Here is a 22,297-nt window from a genome sequence, read left to right as displayed (position 1 = left end):
GGTGCAGACGGATGAGCGAGGGATTATTGTATTTCAAAGAAGTTTATGATGTGGTACCAGGGTGGGTGCAAAAAATGCACGATTATAGCCCCAATGCACTTGATCACTATACCAACTTACGAAGTAACATCATGCAAGAGGGAGCCTTGACGAAGAAGGAAAAAGATATATTACTGGTAGGCATGAATGCTGCGAGGTTGTATGAACGGAGTATGGTTTACCATACCAAAGGGGCTATCGATGGCGGGGCAACAATACCGGAACTGGTGGAATACTTCATTGTTTCTTACTTATATAACGGAACAGAAGCATTAAAAATAGGAATGAAGTCTTTGGAGTATGCCCTTAGACTTAAAGGCATTCGATATCCCGAAATAAGTGGCGATCAAGGAACAGCAGAAGAAATCCTGCTTTATATGATTGAACTATTAGGTGATGAGGAGACGGGATTCGTCTCGAATGTTTTGAAACTGGTTAAATCGGAAGACCAAAACTCCCTCAAAGATTATATATTAAGTGATTCAGTCGTTTCAAAAAGTCTAAAACATCTCCTGATGACAGGCATATTCATTACAGAATTAAAAGGGGAACAGGTTGGGGAATGGATGGAGGCGGCAAGGTCAAATGGAGCATCGGAAGAACAATTAGCGGAAGTGGGACTGATTTGCTTATTGACTGCTGGAATACCTGCTTGGTTTGAGGCAAGTGATTCATTAATTGAAAATAAGTAACGTGAGATTGGTGGGGAAAACATGGCAAAAGTACATCAAGATATAGAAGCAGCTTTAACTTGTGTGAAGAACGGTCATACATTGATGGTAGGTGGATTTGGCTTGATCGGTGCCCCTCTTACATTAATAGATGGTTTGGCCAAAAAGGATGTAGCAGGCTTGACAGTAATCAGTAACAATTTAGGCGAGAAAGGGAAAGGTCTGGGAGTTCTCCTAAGCCAGAAGAAAATAAGAAAAGCGATCGGTTCTTATTTTACAAGCAATCGTGAAATTGGGGAGTTTTACCAACGTGGTGAAATTGAATTAGAACTATTGCCACAGGGGACATTAGCGGAATCCATTCGTGCTGGCGGTGCTGGCATAGGAGGTTACTATACGAAAACGAGTGTAGGGACCGATTTAGCTAAAGGAAAAGAAGAAAGGGAAATAAATGGGGCTACATATATTTTTGAACCTGCCATAAGAGCAAATGTAGCTTTGATCAGGGCATGGAAGGCAGATACACTCGGTAATCTTGTTTATTATAAAACGGCTCGAAACTTTAATCCGGTAATGGCAACAGCTGCAGATGTCGTAATTGCTGAAGTGGATGAGATAGTTGAACCTGGAGAACTCCCGCCAGAGGAGATTGTAACACCGCATCTATTCGTCGATGGAATTATGAAGGCAAAGAAAATCCTGACGAAGGAAGGTGTCAAAGGTTATGAGTGACAAAGAATTCATGCAAAATATGATAGCAAGACGCGCGGCAAAAGAATTGAGGGGTCCATGTATAGTGAACCTTGGAATTGGGATTCCGACCTTGGTTGCAAAATACATTGATGATGAAAATGTTTTTTTTCATACGGAAAATGGATTATTAGGGGTTGTAGAAGTGGATGAAGATAAAATCGATCCCAATTTAGTTAATGCAGGCAAGTTACCCGTAGGGGAATCGATTGGTGCATCATTCTTTAATAGTGCAGAATCGTTTGCAATGATCCGTGGAGGACACATTGATGTTGCTATCTTAGGTGTTTTGCAGGTAGGTCAAACCGGGGAAATTGCAAATTGGGCGGTACCCGGCAAGAATATCATGGGTGTTGGAGGAGCGATGGACCTGTTGGTTGGCGCCAAAAAAGTGATCGTGACAATGACACATACAAGTAAGGAAGGTAAAAGTAAAATTTTAAATGAATGTACCTACCCCATTACTTCCACCAGAAGCGTTGACTTGATCATCACCGAGTTGGCTGTCTTTCAAATTATTGAGAAACAGTTGACACTGATAGAATTAATGCCCGGTGTAACGATCGAAGAAGTAAGAGCAAAAACAGAAGCGGATTTTATCTATTAAATTTTAAAAAGGTGGATTAAATGAAAATACGTTCAGTTGATGTATACATTATTGATTTACCCACAATTCGTCCCCATCAGCTTGCCATGCATACGATCGTGGAACAAACGATCATTCTTGCCCGTGTCATGGATGAAGAGGGAGCGGAAGGCTGGGCTGAGGTGGCGACAATAGGCGGGGCCTCATATGGTGAGGGGACGCCTGAGGCGATAAAAGTGAATATTGATACATATATCGCGCCACTTATCATTGGTAAAAACCCCGTCCATTATGACAAAATCATGCATGAAGTTTCACTATATGTAAGAGGGAATAATTTTGCGAAGGCTGTCGTTGAATCAGCTATGGTGGACTTAGTAGCTAGAAGAAGGAACATCCCTGCTTATGAATTATTCGGTGGACAAATTCATAAATCATTGCCGGTGGCATGGACATTGGCAAGTGGTGATACGAATAAGGATATCGAAGAAGCGAAGGAATCCTTACACCAAAAACGTCATAATATCTTTAAATTGAAAATTGGCAAAGGTAACCCATATAAGAATGTGGAGCATGTATTGAAAATTATTGAAGCCGTAGGAGATCAAGCACGCATTACGGTTGATGTTAATCAGGCATGGGATGAAACTACGGCTACTTATTGCATAGAAGCTTTACAGGAAGGTGGGGTTTCCATGGTCGAACAGCCGCTGCCAGCTTGGGATAATGAAGGGATGTCAAGGTTGACCAATCGTTTTAAGGTTCCGATCATGGCCGATGAATCATTGAATACTTTACAAGATTCATTCCAAATAGCAAAACATAGAGCAGGTAATTCCTTCGCGTTGAAAATATGTAAACATGGTGGAATGACCCAAACGAAAAAGGTGGCTGCAATTGCTGAAAGTGTAGGCTTTGGTTTGTACGGGGGAACGATGATTGAATCATCATTAGGAACGGCCATTTGTGCACAACTTTATTCAACCATTCCAAAATTCGAATTCGGTACGGAATTATTTGGACCATTACTTTTCAAAGAAAATATTACGCTAAACCAAATTAAATATGAGAATTATGAAATAATCATTCCGGATGGCCCAGGATTTGGCATGGAGATAGATCTGGAAAAAGTAAAACATTTTTCAAGAGGTCTTTAATTAATATAAACTGGAAAGGGGGATTATGGAACACCCACTAGTTTATGCAAGTAATCTTGAGAGGATGTAGTTTTTTATGGGACAGCCAACATTATTAATCACCGCCTATGCGAAGGCACCGCAAAATACGAGCATGTATGAAAATTATAAATACGCTGGGATGGTACTTGAAATCCACAAGGAAAGTCACATTATCATTAATGCAGAATTTACGTTTTTAACAACTTTGGCCCAGGATTTTTTTAAGCGAATGATAATTGGTTTCGATTTTAGTAAAGATATTGATTCCTTAATAGAGAATATTAAAACGGACTTTTTAGCTCCATCGCAGCAGTCGGTGATTGTTGCCTTGAAAATAGCTCACCAAAGATATAAGGATAGTTTAGAAGAAAGAAATAAAAATAACAGGGGGTAGAAAATTGAGCAATGTAGTTATTATAGACTCGGTTCGCACCGCTATAGGGAAATTAGGGGGAGCATTGGAAAATGTTCCTGCCGATTTCCTGGCAGCTGCTGTCCTTGATGAAGTGATCAAGAGAGCGGATATTCCTAAAGAAAGTATTGATGAAGTGATATTGGGGCAAGCGAAACAAAGTTCAGACGCTTCAAATTTGGCAAGAGTAGCATCGCTCCGGGCAGGTTTTCCTGTGGAAGTACCAGGTTATACCGTTCACCGACAATGCGGCTCAGGCATCCAGGCGATCAATTCTGCAAGTCAGCAAATACAATGCGGATATGGAGAAATTATCATTGCAGGTGGAGCGGAATCAATGAGCACGGCCCCATACTATATGAGAGATATCCGTTTTGGATTGAAATCAGGCAATGGACAGTTATTGGACCCGAATACGGAAAGCCAGCCAGGTTCACAGCCCATTGAAGATTACGGTATGTTAACGATGGGAATGACAGCAGAAAATCTGGCTGAAAAATATTCCATTTCAAGGGCTGAACAAGATGAATTTGCTTTAAGGAGCCAAGAAAATGCAAGGCGGGCAATTTCTACTGAAAAATTTACGAAAGAAATCGTTCCCTATCAAATTAAAACGAAAAAGGGTGTAATCGATTTTAATGTGGATGAGCACCCAAGAGAAACCAGTCTGGAAAAGTTGGCTAGTTTAAAACCGGTTTTTAAGAAAAATGGAACGGTAACCGCGGGAAATAGTAGTGGAAGAAATGATGGTGCATCCGCTCTGATACTGATGTCGGAAGAAGTGGCGAAAAGGCGTGGTAAAAAGCCGAAAGCAAGAGTTATTGCTCAAGCGGCTGCGGGCGTATCACCGAATTTTATGGGGATGGGGCCTGTCAACTCTACCTTGAAAGCGCTTCAAATGTCAGGGTTGAAACTGGATGATATTGATTTAATAGAACTGAACGAAGCCTTTTCTGCACAAGCATTGGCAGTAATCAAAGAATTGAAGCTTGATATGAATAAGGTGAATCCTAACGGCGGTGCGATTGCCATGGGCCATCCAATTGGTGCCACTGGAGCCATTTTAGCAACCAAATTGATGCATGAGCTAGATAGAACCGGAAAAAGATATGGGCTTATCACATTATGTATAGCAGGTGGATTGGGAATTACTACTATTATTGAAAATATACAGATATAAAAACTTATTAAAATTGGAGGAATTGTAATGAAGAATCAAAAAGTAATCGACGTTTATAATGGATTGGTAGTTAAATTCAAGGAATTAGTTAGTGAATACGAAATTGATCATAATGACTATCAAGCTCTTGTTGATTGGATGGATCAATTAGGCAGGGCAGGGGAAATCCCGTTGTTTATGGATGTTTTCTTTGAAACTCATGCACTTCAAGAAATGTATAAAAGCGTAAAAGGAACTGAACCTACTATTCTAGGACCATATTACATTGAAAATACGCCAGTCGTTCAAAATCCTGGAGTGCTGCCACAACGCGAAAATGAACCAGGTGACGCCCTTTTCTTTTCAGGATCAGTGAAAGATATTGATGGAAATCCGTTGGCAAATACCAGAATCGATATGTGGCAGGCTGATACAAATGGTGAATACTCATACTTCGCTGAAGGTATTCCAGATGATAATTTACGAGGTGTTTTTTATACGGATGCGAATGGTAATTTTGAAATTAAAACAGTTGTACCGGGGAATTATTCAATTCCAACAGATGGGCCTTCTGGTCAGTTCTTAAAGTGGATTGATCATCATTCATTTCGTCCAGCTCATTTGCATCTATTGTTCCAACCGGAAAATGGAGATAGATTAGTAACACAAATCTATTTTGAAGGAGATGAATATTTAGAAAATGATGTTGCACAAGGTGTTCGTGGAAGCTTAATTACGAAGTTAGATAAACATTCCGGTGCAGAAAAAGGGTTGAAAAATAATTATTATACAGCTCATTTAGATTTTGAACTCAGATTACAAGATAAACCTGTTTTCGATAAAGCTGTCGTGAATAACTAATCATCCCTAAGAATAGGCAGGCAAATATTCTCGAAAAATAGGGTAGTTCATTCTGTATATGTACCTACGAATCTTTTCAAAATTATATATATAGGGGAGTCCGTATTAACTGGTGTCAAAGTGGGTAATAAAAATAAAAAAGATAGCTTGTTGAACTATTTCAATCTACGTTATCTGATTTTTCCGATTCCTATTTTGGAGCTCGGAAAATGCGTGGTGTAGTTGCTTCGGGTATCATTACTGCTAAATTTAACCGCTTTCATCTACTCGTTTTTTTGATGTTTATATGCCATCGCCTTCGACGGTATGATCTTGCGAAGTATGGTGTGGGTTTGCCTTGGATGTTGGAAGATTGGGATTTAACCTCCAGTCAGGCAGGGGGGCAAGTCGGCAGTCATTCCTTATTCGGCGGCATGGTGATGTCAACAGGCATGAATCCAAAGTTGGTTTTGCTACATTTGCCCTGCCAAGTATCATTGCATCGATCGATTATATTCTGGTCCAAGAAAAATATGGATCTTTTGACAGGGTAGTCAAGGAGGATAATGAAGTTGTAGAATCAGGGAAGACTGTAACTATCTGAAGAAATGATTCACCATTCAAAAAACAATCACCTAAGTTGCAGCAAGGGGGTGTGCCATCAACGTTCCTAGGGACTGCTCTTAAAAGTATTAATTCAGATTGTAAGTAATTGCAGGGAACATACAAGCATTTATAAATTTAGTAGAACGATGTACTAATGTTGGGCATTAGGTTAGGGGGATAAATATTGAGCTCAGAATTAAAGGCAATAATAGAAGACCGCACACCGGAACTGGTAACGGGCAGATCAAAAAAAGGAAAACAGAAAACTGTTCGATGGTTTATCCTATTTCTAATTGCTTTAGTCACTTGTATAAATTACATCGACCGTGCCATCATTTCGCTTGCGGCTCCGAATATTCAAGCCGATTTACAAATAGATCCGGCTTTAATGGGAATCATATTTTCCGTATTTGGCTGGAGTTATACCTTCTCCATGCTATTTAGCGGCTACTTCCTTGATAGATTTGGTCCTAGAAAGGTGTACACGGTTTCCCTCATTTTTTGGTCTATATTTACATTCTTGGTAGGAACCGCGAAAAGTATATCGTCACTGATTACATATCGCATAGGACTGGGTGCCTTTGAATCTCCCTCCATACCTACTAATGCCTGGTGTGTATCCGAGTGGTTTCCTAAAAAAGAACGTGCTACTGCGGTAGGGATTTATACGGGTACCCAATATATTGGGTTAGCCTTCCTGACTCCAGTTTTTACTTGGATCATCATAACCTTTGGATGGAACTACCTTTTTTATATCGCCGGAATTATAGGGATTCTTATTGGATTTGTTTGGTATGGATTCTACCGGAACCCAAGGGAACATGATCGTATTTCACAGCAGGAGCTAAACTATATCAAAGAAGGTGGAGGGATGATCGGTACCGAAGATAAGCATCCTTTCTCCTGGAAACGGATTGGCCAACTGCTTAAACACCGTCAAATTTGGGGAATGTTCATCGGGCAATTTTCCATTCAAACTACTTTGTTTTTCTTTATGACTTGGTTTCCCTCCTATTTGATTGATGAAAAGGGAATGACGATGTTAAAAACCGGAATTTATGCAAGTATTCCATACATAGTAGCGATACTAGGAACCCTGATTGGCGGGCGATGTTCCGATTGGATGATAATACGCGGATTATCAACCGGAATGGCACGGAAACTCCCCATTATTGTTGGATTGTTACTTTCTTGTTTGATTCTCGGGGGAAATTATACGGATTCACCAAACATAGTCATCACCTTTATGGCAATAGCATTTTTCGGGCAGGGGATGGCATCGACGGTGACCGGTGCCCTGTTAGCTGATATTGCTCCGAAAGGGATGGTGGGCCTAACGGGTTCTTCCCTATATTTTGTAGCTAACATTGGCGGGGCATTATCTCCGTTAATCGTCGGTTTGATCATTAGTGCGACACATTCTTATGCAACAGCGCTAACCTTCATTTCCGTAGTGGCCCTAATTGGCGCTTTTGCATATATCTTTCTACTTGGAAAAGTCCAGCGTATTGAAATCACTGAATGATAAAAATAAAAAAGAGAAGGGCGGAATCACATTGAAACTGAGTTTATGCACAACAGGATTTAAAGAATGGGATATAGAGGAAATAATAAAATGGCTGCTTCCGTTGCAAGGGGATGTAAAAGGACTTGAATTATGGAATAAACATATAGAACGATTTCAGGAGAAGCACGGACCACTGGATAAATTAGCTGAATTACTTGAAACCAATGATTTACAAATACCTTCCATTAGTGGATATACGACTTTTTCGAAACTCTGGAACCAAAAAGAACATCAAAATGAAATCAATCAAGCAAGAAAATTGTTAGATATGGCTCATCAATTAAACTGCCCATTAATACGGACGTTCGCAGGACATATAGCATCAAGGAATGCCTCACCAGAGCAATGGGCGGAAACGGCAACCGAATTAAATAAATTAGGGCAAATGGCGGATCTCTATGGAGTGGATGTAGCAATAGAAATTCACTATGACTCCTTCGCTGATAACCTCGAAGCCATTCATAAGCTTTTAGAAGATATCGACCATCCACGGATAAAACTGATTTTCGATGGTGCTAACTTATACGTTGATCAATTGAATCCTAAAGAGGTATTGGAATCCATTTTCCCGCATGTCAGCCATGTACATTTAAAAAATTATCACTACAATCATAAAGAGCGTTATAAAAACAAACCAGCACCCATTTTTAGTGGGGATGTCGACAATATTCGCTTACTCGAAGAATTGAGAAAGCGAAATTATACAGGATTTGTTTCCCTGGAATATTTCGGTCAGGAAGGAATGCCTAACTTGCTTGCCTCATTAGAACAATGGAAACGACAACTGACATATTGATTCTTGTGCGTAATTTAGATGAAGTTCAGTGGTGGGAATTCAACTTTTGTTAAAACATACTCTTTTCCCTTAATGGGCAGGAAACCCCATCATGACGGTCGAACATCAATTAGTAAAAGAGGGGTCTAATTAAGAGAAGCTGAAAAGGAGGGTGAATATGCAGAATCATGAGCTGGAACAAGTCATAAAAAATGCGGACAGGGCAATAAATAATGGGGATTTCGAGCAGTTAATGAAGTTCTATTCAGAGGATGCAACTTTAGTTGTCAAACCTGGAACATTCGCAAATGGGAAAGATGAAATTCGTCGGGCATTCATTGCTATCGCTGAATACTTTAATCATAGTTTAATCGTCAATCAAGAAAAGATGGCAATAATCGAAACGGGTGATACGGCATTGGTTGTGGCAAAAGCCCAGTTAAGTGCGAATCAAAAGGGCGATTCCGAATTCTCTATGGAAAGAACCGCGACATATGTATTTAAAAAGGATTCCACGGGTATATGGCGCTGCATAATCGACAACTCTTATGGTGCTGAAATAATTGAAGAATTGGAGTGATTGGTGAAAGCTGCCGTATATGGTGGCTTTTTATTTTTTCCCAACTAGATTACACCATCATGTAACTATGAGGCATTTTGATAGCCCATTAATAATTAAGAACAAATGCTACATAGTAAAAACATTAATTCACGACAAGACAAGAAGACGAAATCTTTAAGATATCGCCGTCCTATATACTACGGGTTTATAATTTTCCCTATGTTCAATTGTCGCTTATTTTAAAGCTGATAAATTTCTGCTCCATCATTTCATGCATCGCATATTTGACGCCTTCCCGACCAACACCGCTGTCCTTCCATCCACCATAAGGCATATTATCAATCCGATAAGTTGGGATATCATTGATTACGACTCCACCTGTTTCCAACCGTTCCGCCGCATAAAAAGCTCGTTCTATACTTGGTGTCATCACTCCTGAGTTCAATCCGTAACGCGAATCATTCGCATCATTGATGGCATCATCTAGCGTATCGAATGGGAAAATGCAGACAATTGGACCGAATACTTCGAAACGAAATACCTTTGAGTCACGATTTACATTGGTTAAGACGGTAGGAAAAAGTACATTGCCCTCCACTGTACCGCCGCACTCAACTTTTGCTCCTTCCTGTACTGCCTCTTCAATCCAACTTTGTAACCGTTCCAATGATTTTTTTGAAATAACCGCTGTAATATTTGTATTTTCATCCAGTGGGGGACCGATGACAAGCTGTTTTGTTGTACTTACGAATCGATCTAAAAATTGTTCGTATAGTGATTTGTGAACATAAATTCGTTGAATCGAGATACACACCTGCCCATTATTCGTAAATGAACCCATCACACTTCTTTGAATAATTTTATCGATGTCGACTCCTTCATCAATGATGAACGGCGAATTGGATCCGAGTTCAAGGGTAAGCTTACGGAAGCCTGCCTGCTGCTGGATAAGGTGTCCGACCTCTACACTGCCAGTGAAAGTCACTTTTTTTACATGTGGATGGGTCGTCAAGGCTTCACTTAAAACATCCCCTTTGCCCGGTATGATATTCAATACTCCATCTGGCAACCCTGCTTCTTTAAAAATATCGGCAAGAACCAGTGCACTCAACGGGGTTTGTTCGGCAGGTTTTAACACAATCGAATTTCCAGCTGCAAGCGCTGGACCGACTTTATGGGCGACCAGATTAAACGGAAAGTTAAATGGAGTAATCGCAGTAACGACACCAATCGGGGTGCGAACCGTGAAGCCAAAACGGTTTATCCCGCCCACTGCCGCATCCATCGGGATTTGTTCCCCATAATTGTTCTTGGACGCTTCTGCAGCAAAACGATAGGTCTGAACCGTACGATTCATTTCTTCACGGGAATTACGAATCGTTTTGGCCGCCTCCAGAGAAATGATTTTCGCAAGTTCTTCACTGCGTTCTTCCATGATTGCAGCAGCTTTAAATAAAATTTCTGCTCGTGCATGAGCCGGGTAGGATCGATATTTCTGAAAAGCTGAATTTGCCTCAACGATGGCTTCAATGGCATCCACTGGTTCAGCCTGTCCGATTTGTGCAATTTCTTCGTTTGATTGGGGATTATATAATGGCTCATATGATTTAGCCTCCCGCCATTTACCACCAATCCACAATTGCCACTTTTTCTTCATCTGAATCCCTCCATTAATATCTGCCTTTATATTTTACAAATATAATCACCTAGTGTTTTCGAGAGCTTAACATTTTCCGAATAATCGACATCCACATCAATCAAGACAATTTCCTGACTTGAAATCGCTTCTTCTAATGCATGAAGCAATTCATCGGAGTGGGTAACCTTCACTCCTTTAACCCCAAAACTTTTTGCGAACCCTAAAAAGTCTGGGTCTGTAAATTCAATAGCATTCGTACGATCAAATTTATTCAATTGCTTCCACTCAATTAGGCCGTATTTTGAATCATGGAAAATGACTATCACGAAGGCAAGTCCTAGACGCTTTGCAGTTGCCAATTCAACCCCATTCATCAGAAATCCACCATCCCCTGTAACCGCAATGACAGGTTTATCAGGTTTTGCCATTTTGGCTGCAATTGCACCGGGAATGGCAATTCCCATCGATGCGAAACCATTAGAAATGATCGTGTGATTAGGCATTTCCGGCTGATACATCCGGGCAATCCATAGTTTATGGGCACCCACATCAGATATGACAATGGCATTACCCTTTTCCGCCCTTTTCAAATCGGCGATAATTCGCTGGGGGATGATAGGGCTTCCTGATACGTCATCAGAAGAATGAAATTTTTCAATGATTTGAGACCTTAACTTATTCACTTCCGGCCAAAGCTCTTTTTTTGCTACACCAGGGGTCAAGGCTTCAAGTGCCTCCGTAACGTTCCCGACCAATTCAGCTTGAACGGGGTAATAAGCATCAATCTCAGCCGGCCGAGCATCAATATGAACAATCGGATTCCTTGCCTCATCGTTCCAATACTTTGGCAAATACTCGACGAAATCATAGCCGACGGTGATAATAAGGTCGGCCAAATCAAACCCGCATAGAACATAATCCCTTGCTTGTATCCCTACTGTAAAAAGAGTCAATGGGTGGTTAGAAGGTAAAACTCCTTTGGCCATGAACGAGTTCACAACGGGAATTTGCTTCTCTTCAGCAAATTTCCGTAAGGACTCAGCAGCTCCATCGCGGACTACGCCATTACCAGCTAGAATAATAGGTTTTTTAGCGTCATTTATTAATTCGACGGCTTTTTTGATTTCTTCCCCGGCAGGGCGGGATCTAGGCATTGGTGTAACCGGAAGAGGTTCACCTTCTGTATCCATCATCGCCACATCTTCCGGGAGTTCTATATGAACAGCTCCCGGCTTTTCTATGACTGCAGTCTTAAATGCTTTACGGATAATTTCCGGAATCGTATGCGGCACCTTAATTTGTTGATTCCATTTCGTTACTTCCTTAAAAACCCCAATAATGTCCACATATTGATGCGACTCCTTATGAATTCGATCAAGGCCCGCCTGACCTGTAATCGCGACAACAGGGGAATAATCCAGATAAGCACTACCTATCCCTGTCAATAAATTGGTTGCACCCGGTCCCAATGTGCCTAAACAGACACCGGGCTTTCCAGTCAGACGGCCATAGATGTCTGCCATAAAAGCGGCAGCTTGTTCATGATGAACCAAGATAAATTTAATATCAGGCTTATTAGAGAATCAATAAGATCTGTATTTTCCTCACCAGGTATCCCGAAAATATACTGAACCCCTTCATTCTCTAAACATCTTACAAACAAATCAGATGCCTTCAAAATATTTCCTCCTCGATCATTTCAAATTCTTTACCTATATGTTGGCTTCGCCTACTGGAAATTATGTACTTGCGTATATTAAAACCATTTCGAACATTTGCCACTCTGTTACAGGAATTCAGTAAATGAACCTCAATATTCTTAACTAGGAAGGATAAGATGGATAGTGCAAGTCGATTAATTATCATCTCTTTTTACTGTTGCACTTGTTGTCATAACCCTTGTTCTTATCTGTTTATTAATAATTGACCGAAATCAGAAGCATCACACCATACTACGGGATTATCTAGAACAAGGCGGGGTGCCAATTTTTTTGAAAAATCCGGCCCGGAGTTCGGCAATATTTGTATAACGAGGAAACTGAAAGGAAGCTGTTTTCAAGTGGACATCTTGTTAAAAGCGCAACGCAAAATGTATGCGAGATGTAATGGGGAGGTGGTTCAAAACGTGAGAAGGTTTCAAAACAGGACATTGGTCGGAAGGGAAATATAAAATCTGAGGGGAAATGGTAAGGGAGTTCGAATGTACAAAAAAGAGGGAGCTGGAGTTATGAAGAAATTACTTACTAGTTTGGTAATATTAGCGATGGCCCTTGGGATATCTTTTTCCACGGCTTCAGCATCAGCTGGAGGGTTTCATCATCCCCAAAGCTGGGATAAAAACTCTATTTTGCGGAAGGACAGTCATGGGGTGGAAATCAGAAATATGCAGTATATCTTAAATGTCATGGGTTATTATACGGATTCAGCAGTGGTGGACGTCGATGGAATTTTTGGACCAAAAACCGAAGCGGGTGTAAAGAAATATCAAAAAGCAAACAACTTGAAAGTGGATGGTGTGGTTGGCCCACGGACGTGGGATAGCTTCTCGCAATATATTAAAAAGAATGGTAATGAAACATATGGAGCCGGCGGAAACATGGGACTCAGAATTAAATGGAAGTACGATAATTCTTCCTATTCATCCGGATCTAAAGCCTATATATATGGTAATGGGGATACACTAAGCGACCAATATCGCTTGTATGCGAATTAGAAAGTACCAAATATTTTCCCCTTCATATGAAAAACGTGTCCATAAATAGGCACGTTTTTATTTTTGTTTTCATGAGTTGATTGGTATATCCTACCTAAGATCCAAAACTTCCTTATCCTTATGCAATTGCAGTGAATCTTGAATGTGCCTTTCAGTCAACCACTATTTTTATTCTTTAAAAGGAGGATTTGATATGAACATGTGACTTCGCCAGGAGCAGGAACGAGTGGACAGGGTTGATCAGATGAACTATTTTTGTAATATGATTCATCTTGGGATTGAGCGATAAACGGGAGGGAAAGAAATGAAACCATATGTAATAGAGCTTCAGGAAATCGATAAAACGCAACTTTTGCTCGTTGGAGGAAAAGGATCGAATTTAGGGGAACTATCGAAGATTCATGGAATACATGTGCCAGAAGGATTTTGTGTAACGACCGAAGCTTATCAAAAAGCCATCGAACAAAACGAAGTCTTCTACGCCTTGTTGGATCAACTAACACTGCTAAAAATAGAAGATAGAGCTCAAGTTGGTGAAATCAGCAGGAAGATTCGGAAAATCATTATGGAAGCAGAGATTCCTTCCGATGTAGTGAAGGCTGTTTCTCACTATTTCTCCCAGTTTGGCGAAGATCATGCTTATGCAGTGCGCTCCAGTGCAACTGCTGAAGATTTACCACATGCATCTTTTGCCGGCCAACAAGATACCTATTTAAATATCATCGGAAAAGAAGCAATCTTACAGCATATCAGCAAATGCTGGGCTTCCCTATTTACGGATCGTGCGGTAATCTACCGCATGCAAAATGGATTTGACCACAGACAAGTATATTTATCCGTCATCGTTCAAAGGATGGTTTTCCCACAAGCTTCAGGGATTTTATTTACCGCTGATCCGATTACTAGTAACCGAAAGCTGCTATCAATCGATGCCAGTTTTGGACTTGGAGAAGCACTGGTCTCTGGTTTGGTATCTGCCGATTGTTATAAAGTACAGGAAGAGGAAATCGTCGATAAAATGATAGCAATAAAGAAATTAGCTATCTATGGATTAAAAGAAGGAGGAACAGGGACCCAGCAGATCGTTGCCGATCAGCAAAAGACCCAAACCCTTACTGAACAACAAATTTTACAACTAGCACGCACAGGAAGACAGATCGAAGCTTATTTTGGTTACCCACAAGATATCGAATGGTGTTTGGTTGATGATACATTTTATATTGTCCAGAGTCGGCCAATCACTACTTTATACCCGATCCCTGAAGCGAATGATCAAGAAAATCACGTTTATGTATCTGTCGGTCATCAACAAATGATGACCGATCCCATGAAAACACTGGGATTGTCTTTTTTCCTGTTAACAACTAATGCACCCATGCGTAAAGCTGGTGGAAGGTTGTTTGTTGATGTCACACATATGCTGGCTTCACCTGACAGCAGAAAAATGTTATTAGATGCCATGGGACAACACGATCCGCTCATGAAAGACGCACTTATGACCATAATAGAGCGAGGTGATTTCATAAGATCTTTACCAAATGATAAGCAAGAACAGAGTTCCGGTAAAAGCAATAAAAGTGTGTCGCCTGTGGATTCTAGGGCACAAATCGAAAACGACGTGACAATCGTTTCTGATTTGATTAAGAGTAGTCAAACATCGATAGAAGAGTTAAAACAAAACATCCAAACGAAATTAGGATCGGATTTATTTGATTTTATTCTGGAGGATATCCAGATATTAAAGAAGATTTTATTTGACCCACAAAGTTCAGCTGTGTTTATGGCTGCTATGGATGCTTCATCATGGATCAATGAAAATATGAACGAGTGGTTAGGTGAAAAAAACGCAGCCGACACGCTTTCTCAATCTGTACCAAACAATATTACTTCGGAAATGGGTCTGGCGCTATTGGAGGTCGCAGATGTGATTCGTCCTTATCCAGAAGTAATTGATTATTTAGAACATGTAAAAGATGGTAACTGTTTGGATGAATTGGTTAAGTTTGATGGTGGACAGGAAACCCAAGACGCTATCTATGGTTATCTCAGCAAATACGGAATGCGATGTACCGGAGAAATCGATATTACTAAAACTCGTTGGAGTGAAAAACCAACTACACTTGTCCCCGTGATTCTCAGTAATATCAAAAACTTTGAGCCTAATGCTAGCAATCGGAAATTTGAGCAAGGGCTACAGGAAGCTTTGATAAAAGAACAAGAGTTATTAGATCGATTGAAGCAATTACCGGATGGTGAACAAAAAGCCAAAGAAACAAAACGAATGATCGACCTAATCCGGAATTTCATCGGTTATCGGGAATATCCAAAATACGGCATGGTTAATCGCTACTTCGTTTATAAGCAGGCTCTACTGAAAGAAGTCGAACAACTCGTGCAAGCCGAAGTCATTCATGAAAAAGAAGATATATATTATCTCACTTTTGAAGAGCTTCACGAAGCCGTACGCACAAATAAACTAGATTACCAGATCATCAGCAAACGAAAAGAAGAGTACAAATTATATGAAAAACTAACTCCACCACGTGTTATCACGTCTGATGGCGAAATCATTGCAGGTGAGTACAAGCGAGAAAATCTCCCAGCCGAAGCTATTGTAGGTCTACCTGTTTCTTCTGGAGTTATAGAGGGACGAGCACGTGTCATCTTAAACATGGAAGATGCTGATTTAGAAGATGGAGATATATTAGTCACCTCCTTTACTGATCCTAGCTGGACACCATTGTTTGTATCCATAAAAGGCCTAATCACTGAAGTTGGTGGACTGATGACCCATGGAGCAGTCATCGCACGTGAATATGGCTTACCTGCCGTTGTCGGTGTTGAAAATGCCACTAAGTTGATAAAAGATGGGCAACGTATTCGTGTGCATGGAACAGAAGGGTTTATCGAACTATTATAATTGCTGAATACCTTACAATATGAAGGAAGTTATAATGAAATTATTATCTTAGAATGATCATTATTGTGTTTTAAGATTTTTTGTCCAACTAACGGGTGCTATTCTTGAATAAGCAACAAAAGTTTATTCATTTCTTTAAGTCCATTAAACGGGAAAAAAAACCCTGCTTTTTAATCGAGATCAGGGGTTTTTTCTATGTTTAAAAATTGTAATTGATTTTAAAAAAACTATATTATATTAAAAAAATGCCAGTCAGCTATTCAACAATCGCGACTTTAATGAAGTAACACTTCTTATGAGATGGATATTTAAATTGTGTGAGATTGTAAAAGATTGAATAAGAAACGTGTTAAAAATAAAAAAGCATAAAAGGTGCTTATAAGTTTAACTAGTGTGTTGATACAAGGAGGATTAATACTTTTTTTGTTGAAATACTGTTTAAATTTCTATATTGGTTCAAACTACTATTATGTGTGATACGGTTCCTTTATCATGCAACCATACAGTTGCTTATTCTTGACAAGCAACTGTGGAGTTGCTTATACTCGATATATGAATGGGGACAAAGACGCTATATTCAAAGCACTTGGTGACCCGACTCGGCGGCTCATATTAGACGAACTATCTGAACGCAACGAGTTGACATTGTATGAACTTACAGTACGTCTCATTATGAACCACGACCTTGCCATTTCGCGACAAGCGATAGCTAAACATCTTTCTGTATTGGAAGATGCAGGGCTCGTAAAATCAAAAAGAAAGGGAAAATATCGAGTACTTATATTCAACAACCAACCACTTAAAAATTTGCTGAAAGGATGGATAGATTAATTTTATAAAATCGGAACAGCACTTCTGGCTATTGTGTGGGTCGTTTTGCTTGCGCCAGATTGTTAGCATAGAACCATGCGTCACAACTATCAAAGGAGGCAAAAACAGTATGAAAATCATTGTTACCAGTATTTTCGTAGAAGACCAAGATAAGGCACTGGAATTTTATTCAGAAACACTGGGATTTGTAAAAAAACATGACGTTCCCACAGGAGAATTTAGGTGGATAACACTAGTTTCTCCCGATGATCATGACGGTACCGAGCTTTTACTCGAACCGAATGAGCATCCTGCCGCAAAGGAGTATCAAGAGAAGTTATTTGCTGAAGGCATCCCAGTAACCATGTTTGGGGTTGCAGATATTCACATAGAGTACAAACGATTAAGCGAAAAAGGCGTGAAGTTTACCATGGAACCGACAAAAATAGGCGAATTAACGATAGCTGTCTTCGACGATACATGTGGAAACCTAATTCAGATTTTGCAGAAGTAACTTTATGCAGAAATAGAAGGAACTTCGGCTTAAATGTTTCTTGAAAAGTTATAACCCTGTCCTAATTTCAGGACGGGGTTATATGTTTAAGGTTTAAAATTAAATAATATTGTTGCCATCCTACAAGTACATATATTACATGGCTAATATGTACTCTCCTTTATTAATAAAGGTTTTTTATCATTAAGTCTAGATAACATGAGCTTGATGGAATTCGTTTGATTCTTTCTGAGTGTAATGATTAGTTTAAATTGTATACTCGCTACAATAGTGAGGTTACAATGAAATCCCTGAGCAGCCCCAATTAGATATTCCACATGGAACTATACTGGACCGTGAAATTTATCATGACTGATCAACAAGATAAGCCTGATATTAAAGCAATGTTGGAAAGATTTCAATCCTAGAAATCAGAACTCACAAGTCAATATGGACGTAATTTATCCAATGGCCAAAACGTAAATCATGTACTTCTGATGTGAGGAAAGAGCTGCTTGAGAAGACACTGATATGATTTGTAAGGTTCGGCGGATGTATCGGAATAGACCAGTTTATTTGTTTTAGTAAAACATCAAGCGCTTGAAGGAATTTTTCATAAGAATGTAAATTCGGGCATGATGGAGTTTGTCACTCCTGCAGCAAGAAAGCAGTTCCATGACGTGTATCAAGAATTAATTTTAAAGGAAGCAAGGAATTCTTATACTTGGATCCCAAGATTAAATATAGGGTGAAGTTCAGAAATTAATCGAAGAATGGTTTGCTCCGCATTCCTTCTTTTGCTGAATATATAAATAACAGTCAATCCATTAAGTTAGGATAACGAAGGGGGAGACAAGATGAAAGTATTTGATGAACCTATGAAAGTAAACAAAAAGACAACTGATAATAAAGAAGTCCAACTAGCAGTTATATGGGAAAGGGTAAAGCCCTAGATTTGAAAACAATTGTAAAAAAGAATATAACATTTTGAGCCGTTTACCAAGGATTTTAATTGATGTAATGGACGAGATAAATTGGGGGCATCCATTAAATGGGGTGCTTTTTTTATTGGTGAGAGAATATGAAATCAGGAAGAGGTTAAAAGAAGACTGTAAAGAAGTAATGCTATCCTTTGGTAACCGTATATTGATGTATATTTTTTGTAAACGAGGCATACAGTCTTACATGTTCACTAACAAGTAACCGTTCCTGTAAAACTCTCCTGACTAGTTTAGATTGAATAAATATCGGTGAAGAGTCCCTTTTGTCGAATTTAGAAGTTAAATAGGAGGGAATGAATAGTATGAAAATATCAGACGTTGGATTTAAAGGTCAAGTTTTTGGATTTATAAAGTTCACATCTTTTGTGGAAAGTTTCTTGTCTGGAGATTTATATATGAATAATTTCAAAAAGTATATTGATATGGAAAGTGCTTCGGGAGAAAAAGGTATAGGAGACAAATTTGAAGCATCAAATGTTTTTACGGAATTAACAATGAATTTCTTTACTCATGATACCCGTGAATTAATAAAGGCGGGGCGAACTAAAAAGATGAATTTCAGAAAAAATACAAATGAAAAAAGACCTTTATATTGTATGTTTGCAATTGTCGGCGATATGTTAAAAGTGGTTAAAGAGGATGAAAAGTATTATTATACCAAATTTGATTTACCTAAAGAACAAATCGATAAAATGATTAGAGAGTTCGGAGATAGACTGATTTTTGTTACCCCATCGCAATTTATTGACAGAATTACTAAGACACTCAATGAAAAGGGGTATGCTTACAGAGGGGGATTGGTGAAATATGACGATTATAACATCAATTCCTCAGCAAGGATGAACTCTTATAAAAATCAAGGAACAGATATTTACTTTTGGAAAGATAAATACTTTGAAAATCAATATGAATATCGCATAGTTCTCACAGATCAAGAAGTTGATGAAGCTTTAATTGTGAACGTAGGTGATATTTCAGACATTAGCACTATATTTAATGCCAATGAATTTTTCAGTGATAAATTTGAAATAAGATTACGAAAGAAAAAAAATCTAAGCATCCATTAAATGGGGTGCTTTTTATGTACAAAAACACAATACCTTTTGCCTGTCCAGTTCAGTTACTTTTGGGCAGCTTCAAAACAATAACCTTTGCGTCGGTTCCCTTCATTTCGTTGAAACTGGGAAGTAGAACGATGAGAAAGCAAGGAAGTGAAAAAGGTTAGCAGGAGACTGACAGCAGAAAAAAGATAAAACCGTTGATTGAGTTCTTCTGGCCCCATTAATACACCCGTTGAAGAAACCTCCTTTTTGACTGAATGTTTTGAGAACATGAGAAGTCAAAGATTATTGTTATTCCAGCAAAAAGAGGCTTAGTTCAAGAGAAAGGATAGCACGTTTTTGTTTAGGATGTAATTATTTTCCTTAGCTTGATGGCTTGAGGTGGGGCTTAATGCGCATAGATATTCCAGTTGAAGCGGTAGCCGATGCAGGGCAAACTTTAGCACAAGCGGGTGTTTCAATTGTTTCTACTGTACCTATTGATATTCCCTCAATTCCAATCCCATTGTTTCATGAAATGGGTATAAATGTCTCGCTTTTAAATGACAGCATATACGGATCATTGGGGCCAATTAAGCCCAAGGTGCGTGCTTTACAAAGCTAGTCTAAGGCTGAGTGGTCAGACGAGCCCTTGGTTTCTGGCGGAAAAACACCTTTAAATTCAGAGGGGAGCGAGCTTGGCCGACTATTGGTGAAAAAGCGGATGCTACTTTGTGAAAGCTAATTGTTCAGCGGAAGCAGTCGCAAGGTGTGCAAGGCGACTTGGGTTATGCACAATAGGGAAATTGTTTCAGGTTCATTTAATCCAATCTCAGCAATAAATTAATATTATAACGAAAAAATGCGATTCTTTTTGTAGAAATATACAGAAAGGATGGCGTTTTTTATGAGTTCTTCTGATTTAGACAAAATGAATCTCTCTTTTTCAAAAACTGCACGTCTAATTCTCTCTCTATTCTCGACAACAATTTGCTAAAGAAAGTTGGTATTGTTCAACCTATAAGTAAATATCAGACCTATGAAAAGTCCGCGGGCATATGTATTTAAAAAGGATTCTATTGGTACTTGGCACTGGATAATCGACAACTCTTATAAATTGAAGTAATTAGTGAAAAGCTGCCGTATATGGTGGCTTTTTTTATATAAGTGTGAATTACACGACTTGACAATATACCCCTATAGGTATAATGTAAACTCGTAAGTTAAAGAATGCATAAATTCACGTGTAAATTGCCCAAACTCATTTCTAATATATTGGAGTGAACTTGGGGCTGAAGATGGGTGGGCGGAGTATGGAGTATGATAAAAATGTCATTAATCGCTTGAAGCGGATTGAAGGACAAATCAAGGGTGTTCTTGGAATGATGGAACAGGGAAAAGATTGCAGGGAAGTCGTCACTCAATTGTCTGCTGCACGTAATGCCATCGATAGGACCATGGGTGTTATTGTAAGTGACAATCTTGAGAAATGCGTTCGGGAAAACGTCGAGAAAGGCGAAGGTACTGAACAACTAGTCAAGGGAGCGGTTGAGTTACTGATTAAAAGCAGATAAAAGAATTTAACCTGACCGGTAAAAAAAGGAGTGTTATTCATGTCTTACATTTTACAAGTGGATTTTAAAATGGAGGGGCCATTTGGTCAAGAAATGGTAAAAGAATTTACTGATTTAGCAAAAAGCATTAATGATGAAGAAGGCTTGATCTGGAAGATTTGGACCGAAGACAGTGAGGCAAATGAAGCTGGTGGCATTTATCTGTTTGAAACGAAGGAATCCGCATATAAGTATTTGACTATGCACACAGCTCGGTTAAAAGGGTTTGGTATAGAGAAGGTCAATGGGAAAATATTTGAAGTGAATGAAGGTTTGACTCAAATCAATCACGGACCAATTAAATAAAGAAAACCCTATTCCGTTCATTTTTAAGTGAATAGGGTTGACGAACTATATTTTTTTAACATATTTTATACCCTTGTGGGTATATGTAGAATATCGATCAGGAGGAAAGCATAAATGACTGAAAAGAAAAGAACGACGATCATTTTATTTAGTGGTGATTATGATAAGGCAATGGCTGCTTATATCATTGCAAATGGGGCGGCGGCTTATGATCATGAAGTGACCATCTTTCATACATTCTGGGGATTGAATGCTTTAAGGAAGAATGAGCCGATTTCATTAAAAAAAGGATTTCTTGAAAAAATGTTTGCAAAAATGATGCCGCGTGGTTCTGATAAAATGGGTCTATCAAACATGAACTTTGCTGGGATGGGGCCTAAAATGATCAAACACGTGATGAAAAAACATAACGCTATGTCACTGCCAAATTTAATTGAGCTGGCCCAAGAACAGGAAATCAAACTAATAGCCTGTACGATGACAATGGATTTATTGGGCTTGCAGCAAAAGGAGTTATTGGATGGAATTGAGTATGCAGGTGTAGCGGCATATTTAGCTGAAGCAGAGGATGGAAATGTAAACTTATTTATATAAATTTGGGTTCTGGAGGGATGAGG

The 22,297-nt window shown here is 39.2% G+C and carries 21 protein-coding genes and 1 pseudogene; 20 read left to right on the top strand and 2 right to left on the bottom strand.

What is annotated here, in order from left to right:
• The first annotated feature begins 11 nt into the window (after positions 1 to 11).
• The 11 genes from IOC57_RS06090 (at position 12) to IOC57_RS06040 (ending at position 9,163) form a co-directional block, all read left to right on the top strand.
• Positions 12 to 731 carry a carboxymuconolactone decarboxylase family protein gene (locus tag IOC57_RS06090; protein WP_207437866.1) on the top strand — a complete coding sequence of 240 codons (720 nt, stop codon included), beginning with the start codon at positions 12 to 14 and terminating at the stop codon, positions 729 to 731.
• 21 nt (positions 732 to 752) lie between these two features.
• Positions 753 to 1,442, top strand: coding sequence for a CoA transferase subunit A (locus IOC57_RS06085; protein WP_207437865.1), 690 nt, complete (start codon positions 753 to 755; stop codon positions 1,440 to 1,442).
• Positions 1,435 to 2,067, top strand: a complete 633-nt coding sequence (locus tag IOC57_RS06080; RefSeq protein ID WP_207437864.1) for a 3-oxoacid CoA-transferase subunit B — start codon at positions 1,435 to 1,437, stop codon at positions 2,065 to 2,067. Before IOC57_RS06085 ends, IOC57_RS06080 begins: the two co-directional genes overlap by 8 nt.
• 20 nt (positions 2,068 to 2,087) lie before the next feature.
• Entirely contained in the window at positions 2,088 to 3,203 is a 1,116-nt protein-coding gene (locus tag IOC57_RS06075) for a muconate cycloisomerase family protein (protein WP_207437863.1), read from the top strand.
• Between the two features lie 76 nt (positions 3,204 to 3,279).
• Positions 3,280 to 3,618, top strand: coding sequence for a DUF3870 domain-containing protein (locus IOC57_RS06070; protein ID WP_207437862.1), 339 nt, complete (start codon positions 3,280 to 3,282; stop codon positions 3,616 to 3,618).
• Positions 3,619 to 3,622: 4 nt separating this feature from the next.
• On the top strand, positions 3,623 to 4,816 hold the full coding sequence (locus IOC57_RS06065; RefSeq protein WP_207437861.1) for a thiolase family protein: 1,194 nt from the start codon (positions 3,623 to 3,625) through the stop codon (positions 4,814 to 4,816).
• Between the two features lie 27 nt (positions 4,817 to 4,843).
• Positions 4,844 to 5,656 carry a dioxygenase family protein gene (locus IOC57_RS06060; RefSeq protein WP_207437860.1) on the top strand — a complete coding sequence of 271 codons (813 nt, stop codon included), beginning with the start codon at positions 4,844 to 4,846 and terminating at the stop codon, positions 5,654 to 5,656.
• A 209-nt stretch (positions 5,657 to 5,865) separates the two neighbouring features.
• Complete coding sequence (locus IOC57_RS06055; protein ID WP_207437859.1) at positions 5,866 to 6,189, top strand: hypothetical protein; 324 nt, start codon at positions 5,866 to 5,868, stop codon at positions 6,187 to 6,189.
• 236 nt (positions 6,190 to 6,425) lie between these two features.
• Positions 6,426 to 7,766 carry an MFS transporter gene (locus IOC57_RS06050; RefSeq protein WP_207437858.1) on the top strand — a complete coding sequence of 447 codons (1,341 nt, stop codon included), beginning with the start codon at positions 6,426 to 6,428 and terminating at the stop codon, positions 7,764 to 7,766.
• A 31-nt stretch (positions 7,767 to 7,797) separates the two neighbouring features.
• On the top strand, positions 7,798 to 8,604 hold the full coding sequence (locus tag IOC57_RS06045; protein WP_207437857.1) for a sugar phosphate isomerase/epimerase family protein: 807 nt from the start codon (positions 7,798 to 7,800) through the stop codon (positions 8,602 to 8,604).
• 157 nt (positions 8,605 to 8,761) lie between these two features.
• Positions 8,762 to 9,163: a YybH family protein gene (locus IOC57_RS06040; protein ID WP_207437856.1), complete on the top strand. Its 402-nt coding sequence runs from the start codon at positions 8,762 to 8,764 to the stop codon at positions 9,161 to 9,163.
• A gap of 205 nt (positions 9,164 to 9,368) precedes the next feature.
• On the opposite strand, the gene IOC57_RS06035 is transcribed toward IOC57_RS06040, so the two are convergent.
• Together IOC57_RS06035 and IOC57_RS06030 are read right to left on the bottom strand one after the other, a co-directional pair.
• Positions 9,369 to 10,802, bottom strand: coding sequence for an aldehyde dehydrogenase family protein (locus IOC57_RS06035; RefSeq protein WP_207437855.1), 1,434 nt, complete (start codon positions 10,800 to 10,802; stop codon positions 9,369 to 9,371).
• Positions 10,803 to 10,828: 26 nt separating this feature from the next.
• Positions 10,829 to 12,447, bottom strand: a pseudogene (locus IOC57_RS06030) (acetolactate synthase large subunit).
• A gap of 564 nt (positions 12,448 to 13,011) precedes the next feature.
• Here IOC57_RS06030 and IOC57_RS06025 point away from each other — a divergent pair.
• The 9 genes from IOC57_RS06025 to IOC57_RS05985 all read left to right on the top strand — a co-directional run bounded on the left by IOC57_RS06025 (position 13,012) and on the right by IOC57_RS05985 (position 22,274).
• The gene (locus IOC57_RS06025; RefSeq protein WP_207437854.1) at positions 13,012 to 13,497 is read left to right on the top strand and encodes a peptidoglycan-binding domain-containing protein; all 486 of its coding nucleotides are present in this window, start codon (positions 13,012 to 13,014) and stop codon (positions 13,495 to 13,497) included.
• A 304-nt stretch (positions 13,498 to 13,801) separates the two neighbouring features.
• Positions 13,802 to 16,417 carry a phosphoenolpyruvate synthase gene (gene ppsA, locus IOC57_RS06020; RefSeq protein WP_207437853.1) on the top strand — a complete coding sequence of 872 codons (2,616 nt, stop codon included), beginning with the start codon at positions 13,802 to 13,804 and terminating at the stop codon, positions 16,415 to 16,417.
• 552 nt (positions 16,418 to 16,969) lie between these two features.
• A complete protein-coding gene (locus tag IOC57_RS06015) occupies positions 16,970 to 17,248 on the top strand; it encodes an ArsR/SmtB family transcription factor (RefSeq protein WP_207437953.1) in 279 nt (92 codons plus the stop codon).
• Positions 17,249 to 17,357: 109 nt separating this feature from the next.
• Entirely contained in the window at positions 17,358 to 17,741 is a 384-nt protein-coding gene (locus tag IOC57_RS06010) for a VOC family protein (protein ID WP_207437852.1), read from the top strand.
• 1,282 nt (positions 17,742 to 19,023) lie between these two features.
• Positions 19,024 to 19,788, top strand: a complete 765-nt coding sequence (locus IOC57_RS06005; protein ID WP_207437851.1) for a hypothetical protein — start codon at positions 19,024 to 19,026, stop codon at positions 19,786 to 19,788.
• A 385-nt stretch (positions 19,789 to 20,173) separates the two neighbouring features.
• Positions 20,174 to 20,386 (top strand): hypothetical protein, encoded by a 213-nt coding sequence (locus IOC57_RS06000; RefSeq protein ID WP_207437850.1) that lies wholly within the window; start codon positions 20,174 to 20,176, stop codon positions 20,384 to 20,386.
• Positions 20,387 to 21,074: 688 nt separating this feature from the next.
• Positions 21,075 to 21,335 carry a metal-sensitive transcriptional regulator gene (locus tag IOC57_RS05995; RefSeq protein ID WP_207437849.1) on the top strand — a complete coding sequence of 87 codons (261 nt, stop codon included), beginning with the start codon at positions 21,075 to 21,077 and terminating at the stop codon, positions 21,333 to 21,335.
• A 39-nt stretch (positions 21,336 to 21,374) separates the two neighbouring features.
• Positions 21,375 to 21,680 carry a monooxygenase gene (locus IOC57_RS05990; protein ID WP_207437848.1) on the top strand — a complete coding sequence of 102 codons (306 nt, stop codon included), beginning with the start codon at positions 21,375 to 21,377 and terminating at the stop codon, positions 21,678 to 21,680.
• A 114-nt stretch (positions 21,681 to 21,794) separates the two neighbouring features.
• Positions 21,795 to 22,274: a DsrE/DsrF/DrsH-like family protein gene (locus IOC57_RS05985; RefSeq protein ID WP_207437847.1), complete on the top strand. Its 480-nt coding sequence runs from the start codon at positions 21,795 to 21,797 to the stop codon at positions 22,272 to 22,274.
• Positions 22,275 to 22,297 lie beyond the last annotated feature (23 nt).

This window comes from Bacillus sp. SD075, from assembly GCF_017355165.1.
Lineage (GTDB): Bacteria > Bacillota > Bacilli > Bacillales > DSM-1321 > Peribacillus.
This window is presented reverse-complemented; position numbering and strand designations above follow the sequence as displayed.

Bases quoted from the DNA above. Each gene is read 5' to 3' on its own strand.
- IOC57_RS06075 (WP_207437863.1), top strand. From the start codon at position 2,088: ATGAAAATACGTTCAGTTGATGTATACATTATTGATTTACCCACAATT.
- IOC57_RS06040 (WP_207437856.1), top strand. From the start codon at position 8,762: ATGCAGAATCATGAGCTGGAACAAGTCATAAAAAATGCGGACAGGGCA.
- IOC57_RS06070 (WP_207437862.1), top strand. From the start codon at position 3,280: ATGGGACAGCCAACATTATTAATCACCGCCTATGCGAAGGCACCGCAA.
- IOC57_RS05995 (WP_207437849.1), top strand. From the start codon at position 21,075: ATGGAGTATGATAAAAATGTCATTAATCGCTTGAAGCGGATTGAAGGA.
- IOC57_RS06005 (WP_207437851.1), top strand. From the start codon at position 19,024: ATGAAAATATCAGACGTTGGATTTAAAGGTCAAGTTTTTGGATTTATA.
- IOC57_RS05990 (WP_207437848.1), top strand. From the start codon at position 21,375: ATGTCTTACATTTTACAAGTGGATTTTAAAATGGAGGGGCCATTTGGT.
- IOC57_RS06060 (WP_207437860.1), top strand. From the start codon at position 4,844: ATGAAGAATCAAAAAGTAATCGACGTTTATAATGGATTGGTAGTTAAA.
- IOC57_RS06000 (WP_207437850.1), top strand. From the start codon at position 20,174: ATGCGCATAGATATTCCAGTTGAAGCGGTAGCCGATGCAGGGCAAACT.
- IOC57_RS06025 (WP_207437854.1), top strand. From the start codon at position 13,012: ATGAAGAAATTACTTACTAGTTTGGTAATATTAGCGATGGCCCTTGGG.
- IOC57_RS06055 (WP_207437859.1), top strand. From the start codon at position 5,866: ATGCGTGGTGTAGTTGCTTCGGGTATCATTACTGCTAAATTTAACCGC.
- IOC57_RS06015 (WP_207437953.1), top strand. From the start codon at position 16,970: ATGAATGGGGACAAAGACGCTATATTCAAAGCACTTGGTGACCCGACT.
- IOC57_RS06090 (WP_207437866.1), top strand. From the start codon at position 12: ATGAGCGAGGGATTATTGTATTTCAAAGAAGTTTATGATGTGGTACCA.
- IOC57_RS06010 (WP_207437852.1), top strand. From the start codon at position 17,358: ATGAAAATCATTGTTACCAGTATTTTCGTAGAAGACCAAGATAAGGCA.
- IOC57_RS06035 (WP_207437855.1), bottom strand. From the start codon at position 10,802: ATGAAGAAAAAGTGGCAATTGTGGATTGGTGGTAAATGGCGGGAGGCT.
- IOC57_RS06080 (WP_207437864.1), top strand. From the start codon at position 1,435: ATGAGTGACAAAGAATTCATGCAAAATATGATAGCAAGACGCGCGGCA.
- IOC57_RS05985 (WP_207437847.1), top strand. From the start codon at position 21,795: ATGACTGAAAAGAAAAGAACGACGATCATTTTATTTAGTGGTGATTAT.
- IOC57_RS06085 (WP_207437865.1), top strand. From the start codon at position 753: ATGGCAAAAGTACATCAAGATATAGAAGCAGCTTTAACTTGTGTGAAG.
- ppsA (WP_207437853.1), top strand. From the start codon at position 13,802: ATGAAACCATATGTAATAGAGCTTCAGGAAATCGATAAAACGCAACTT.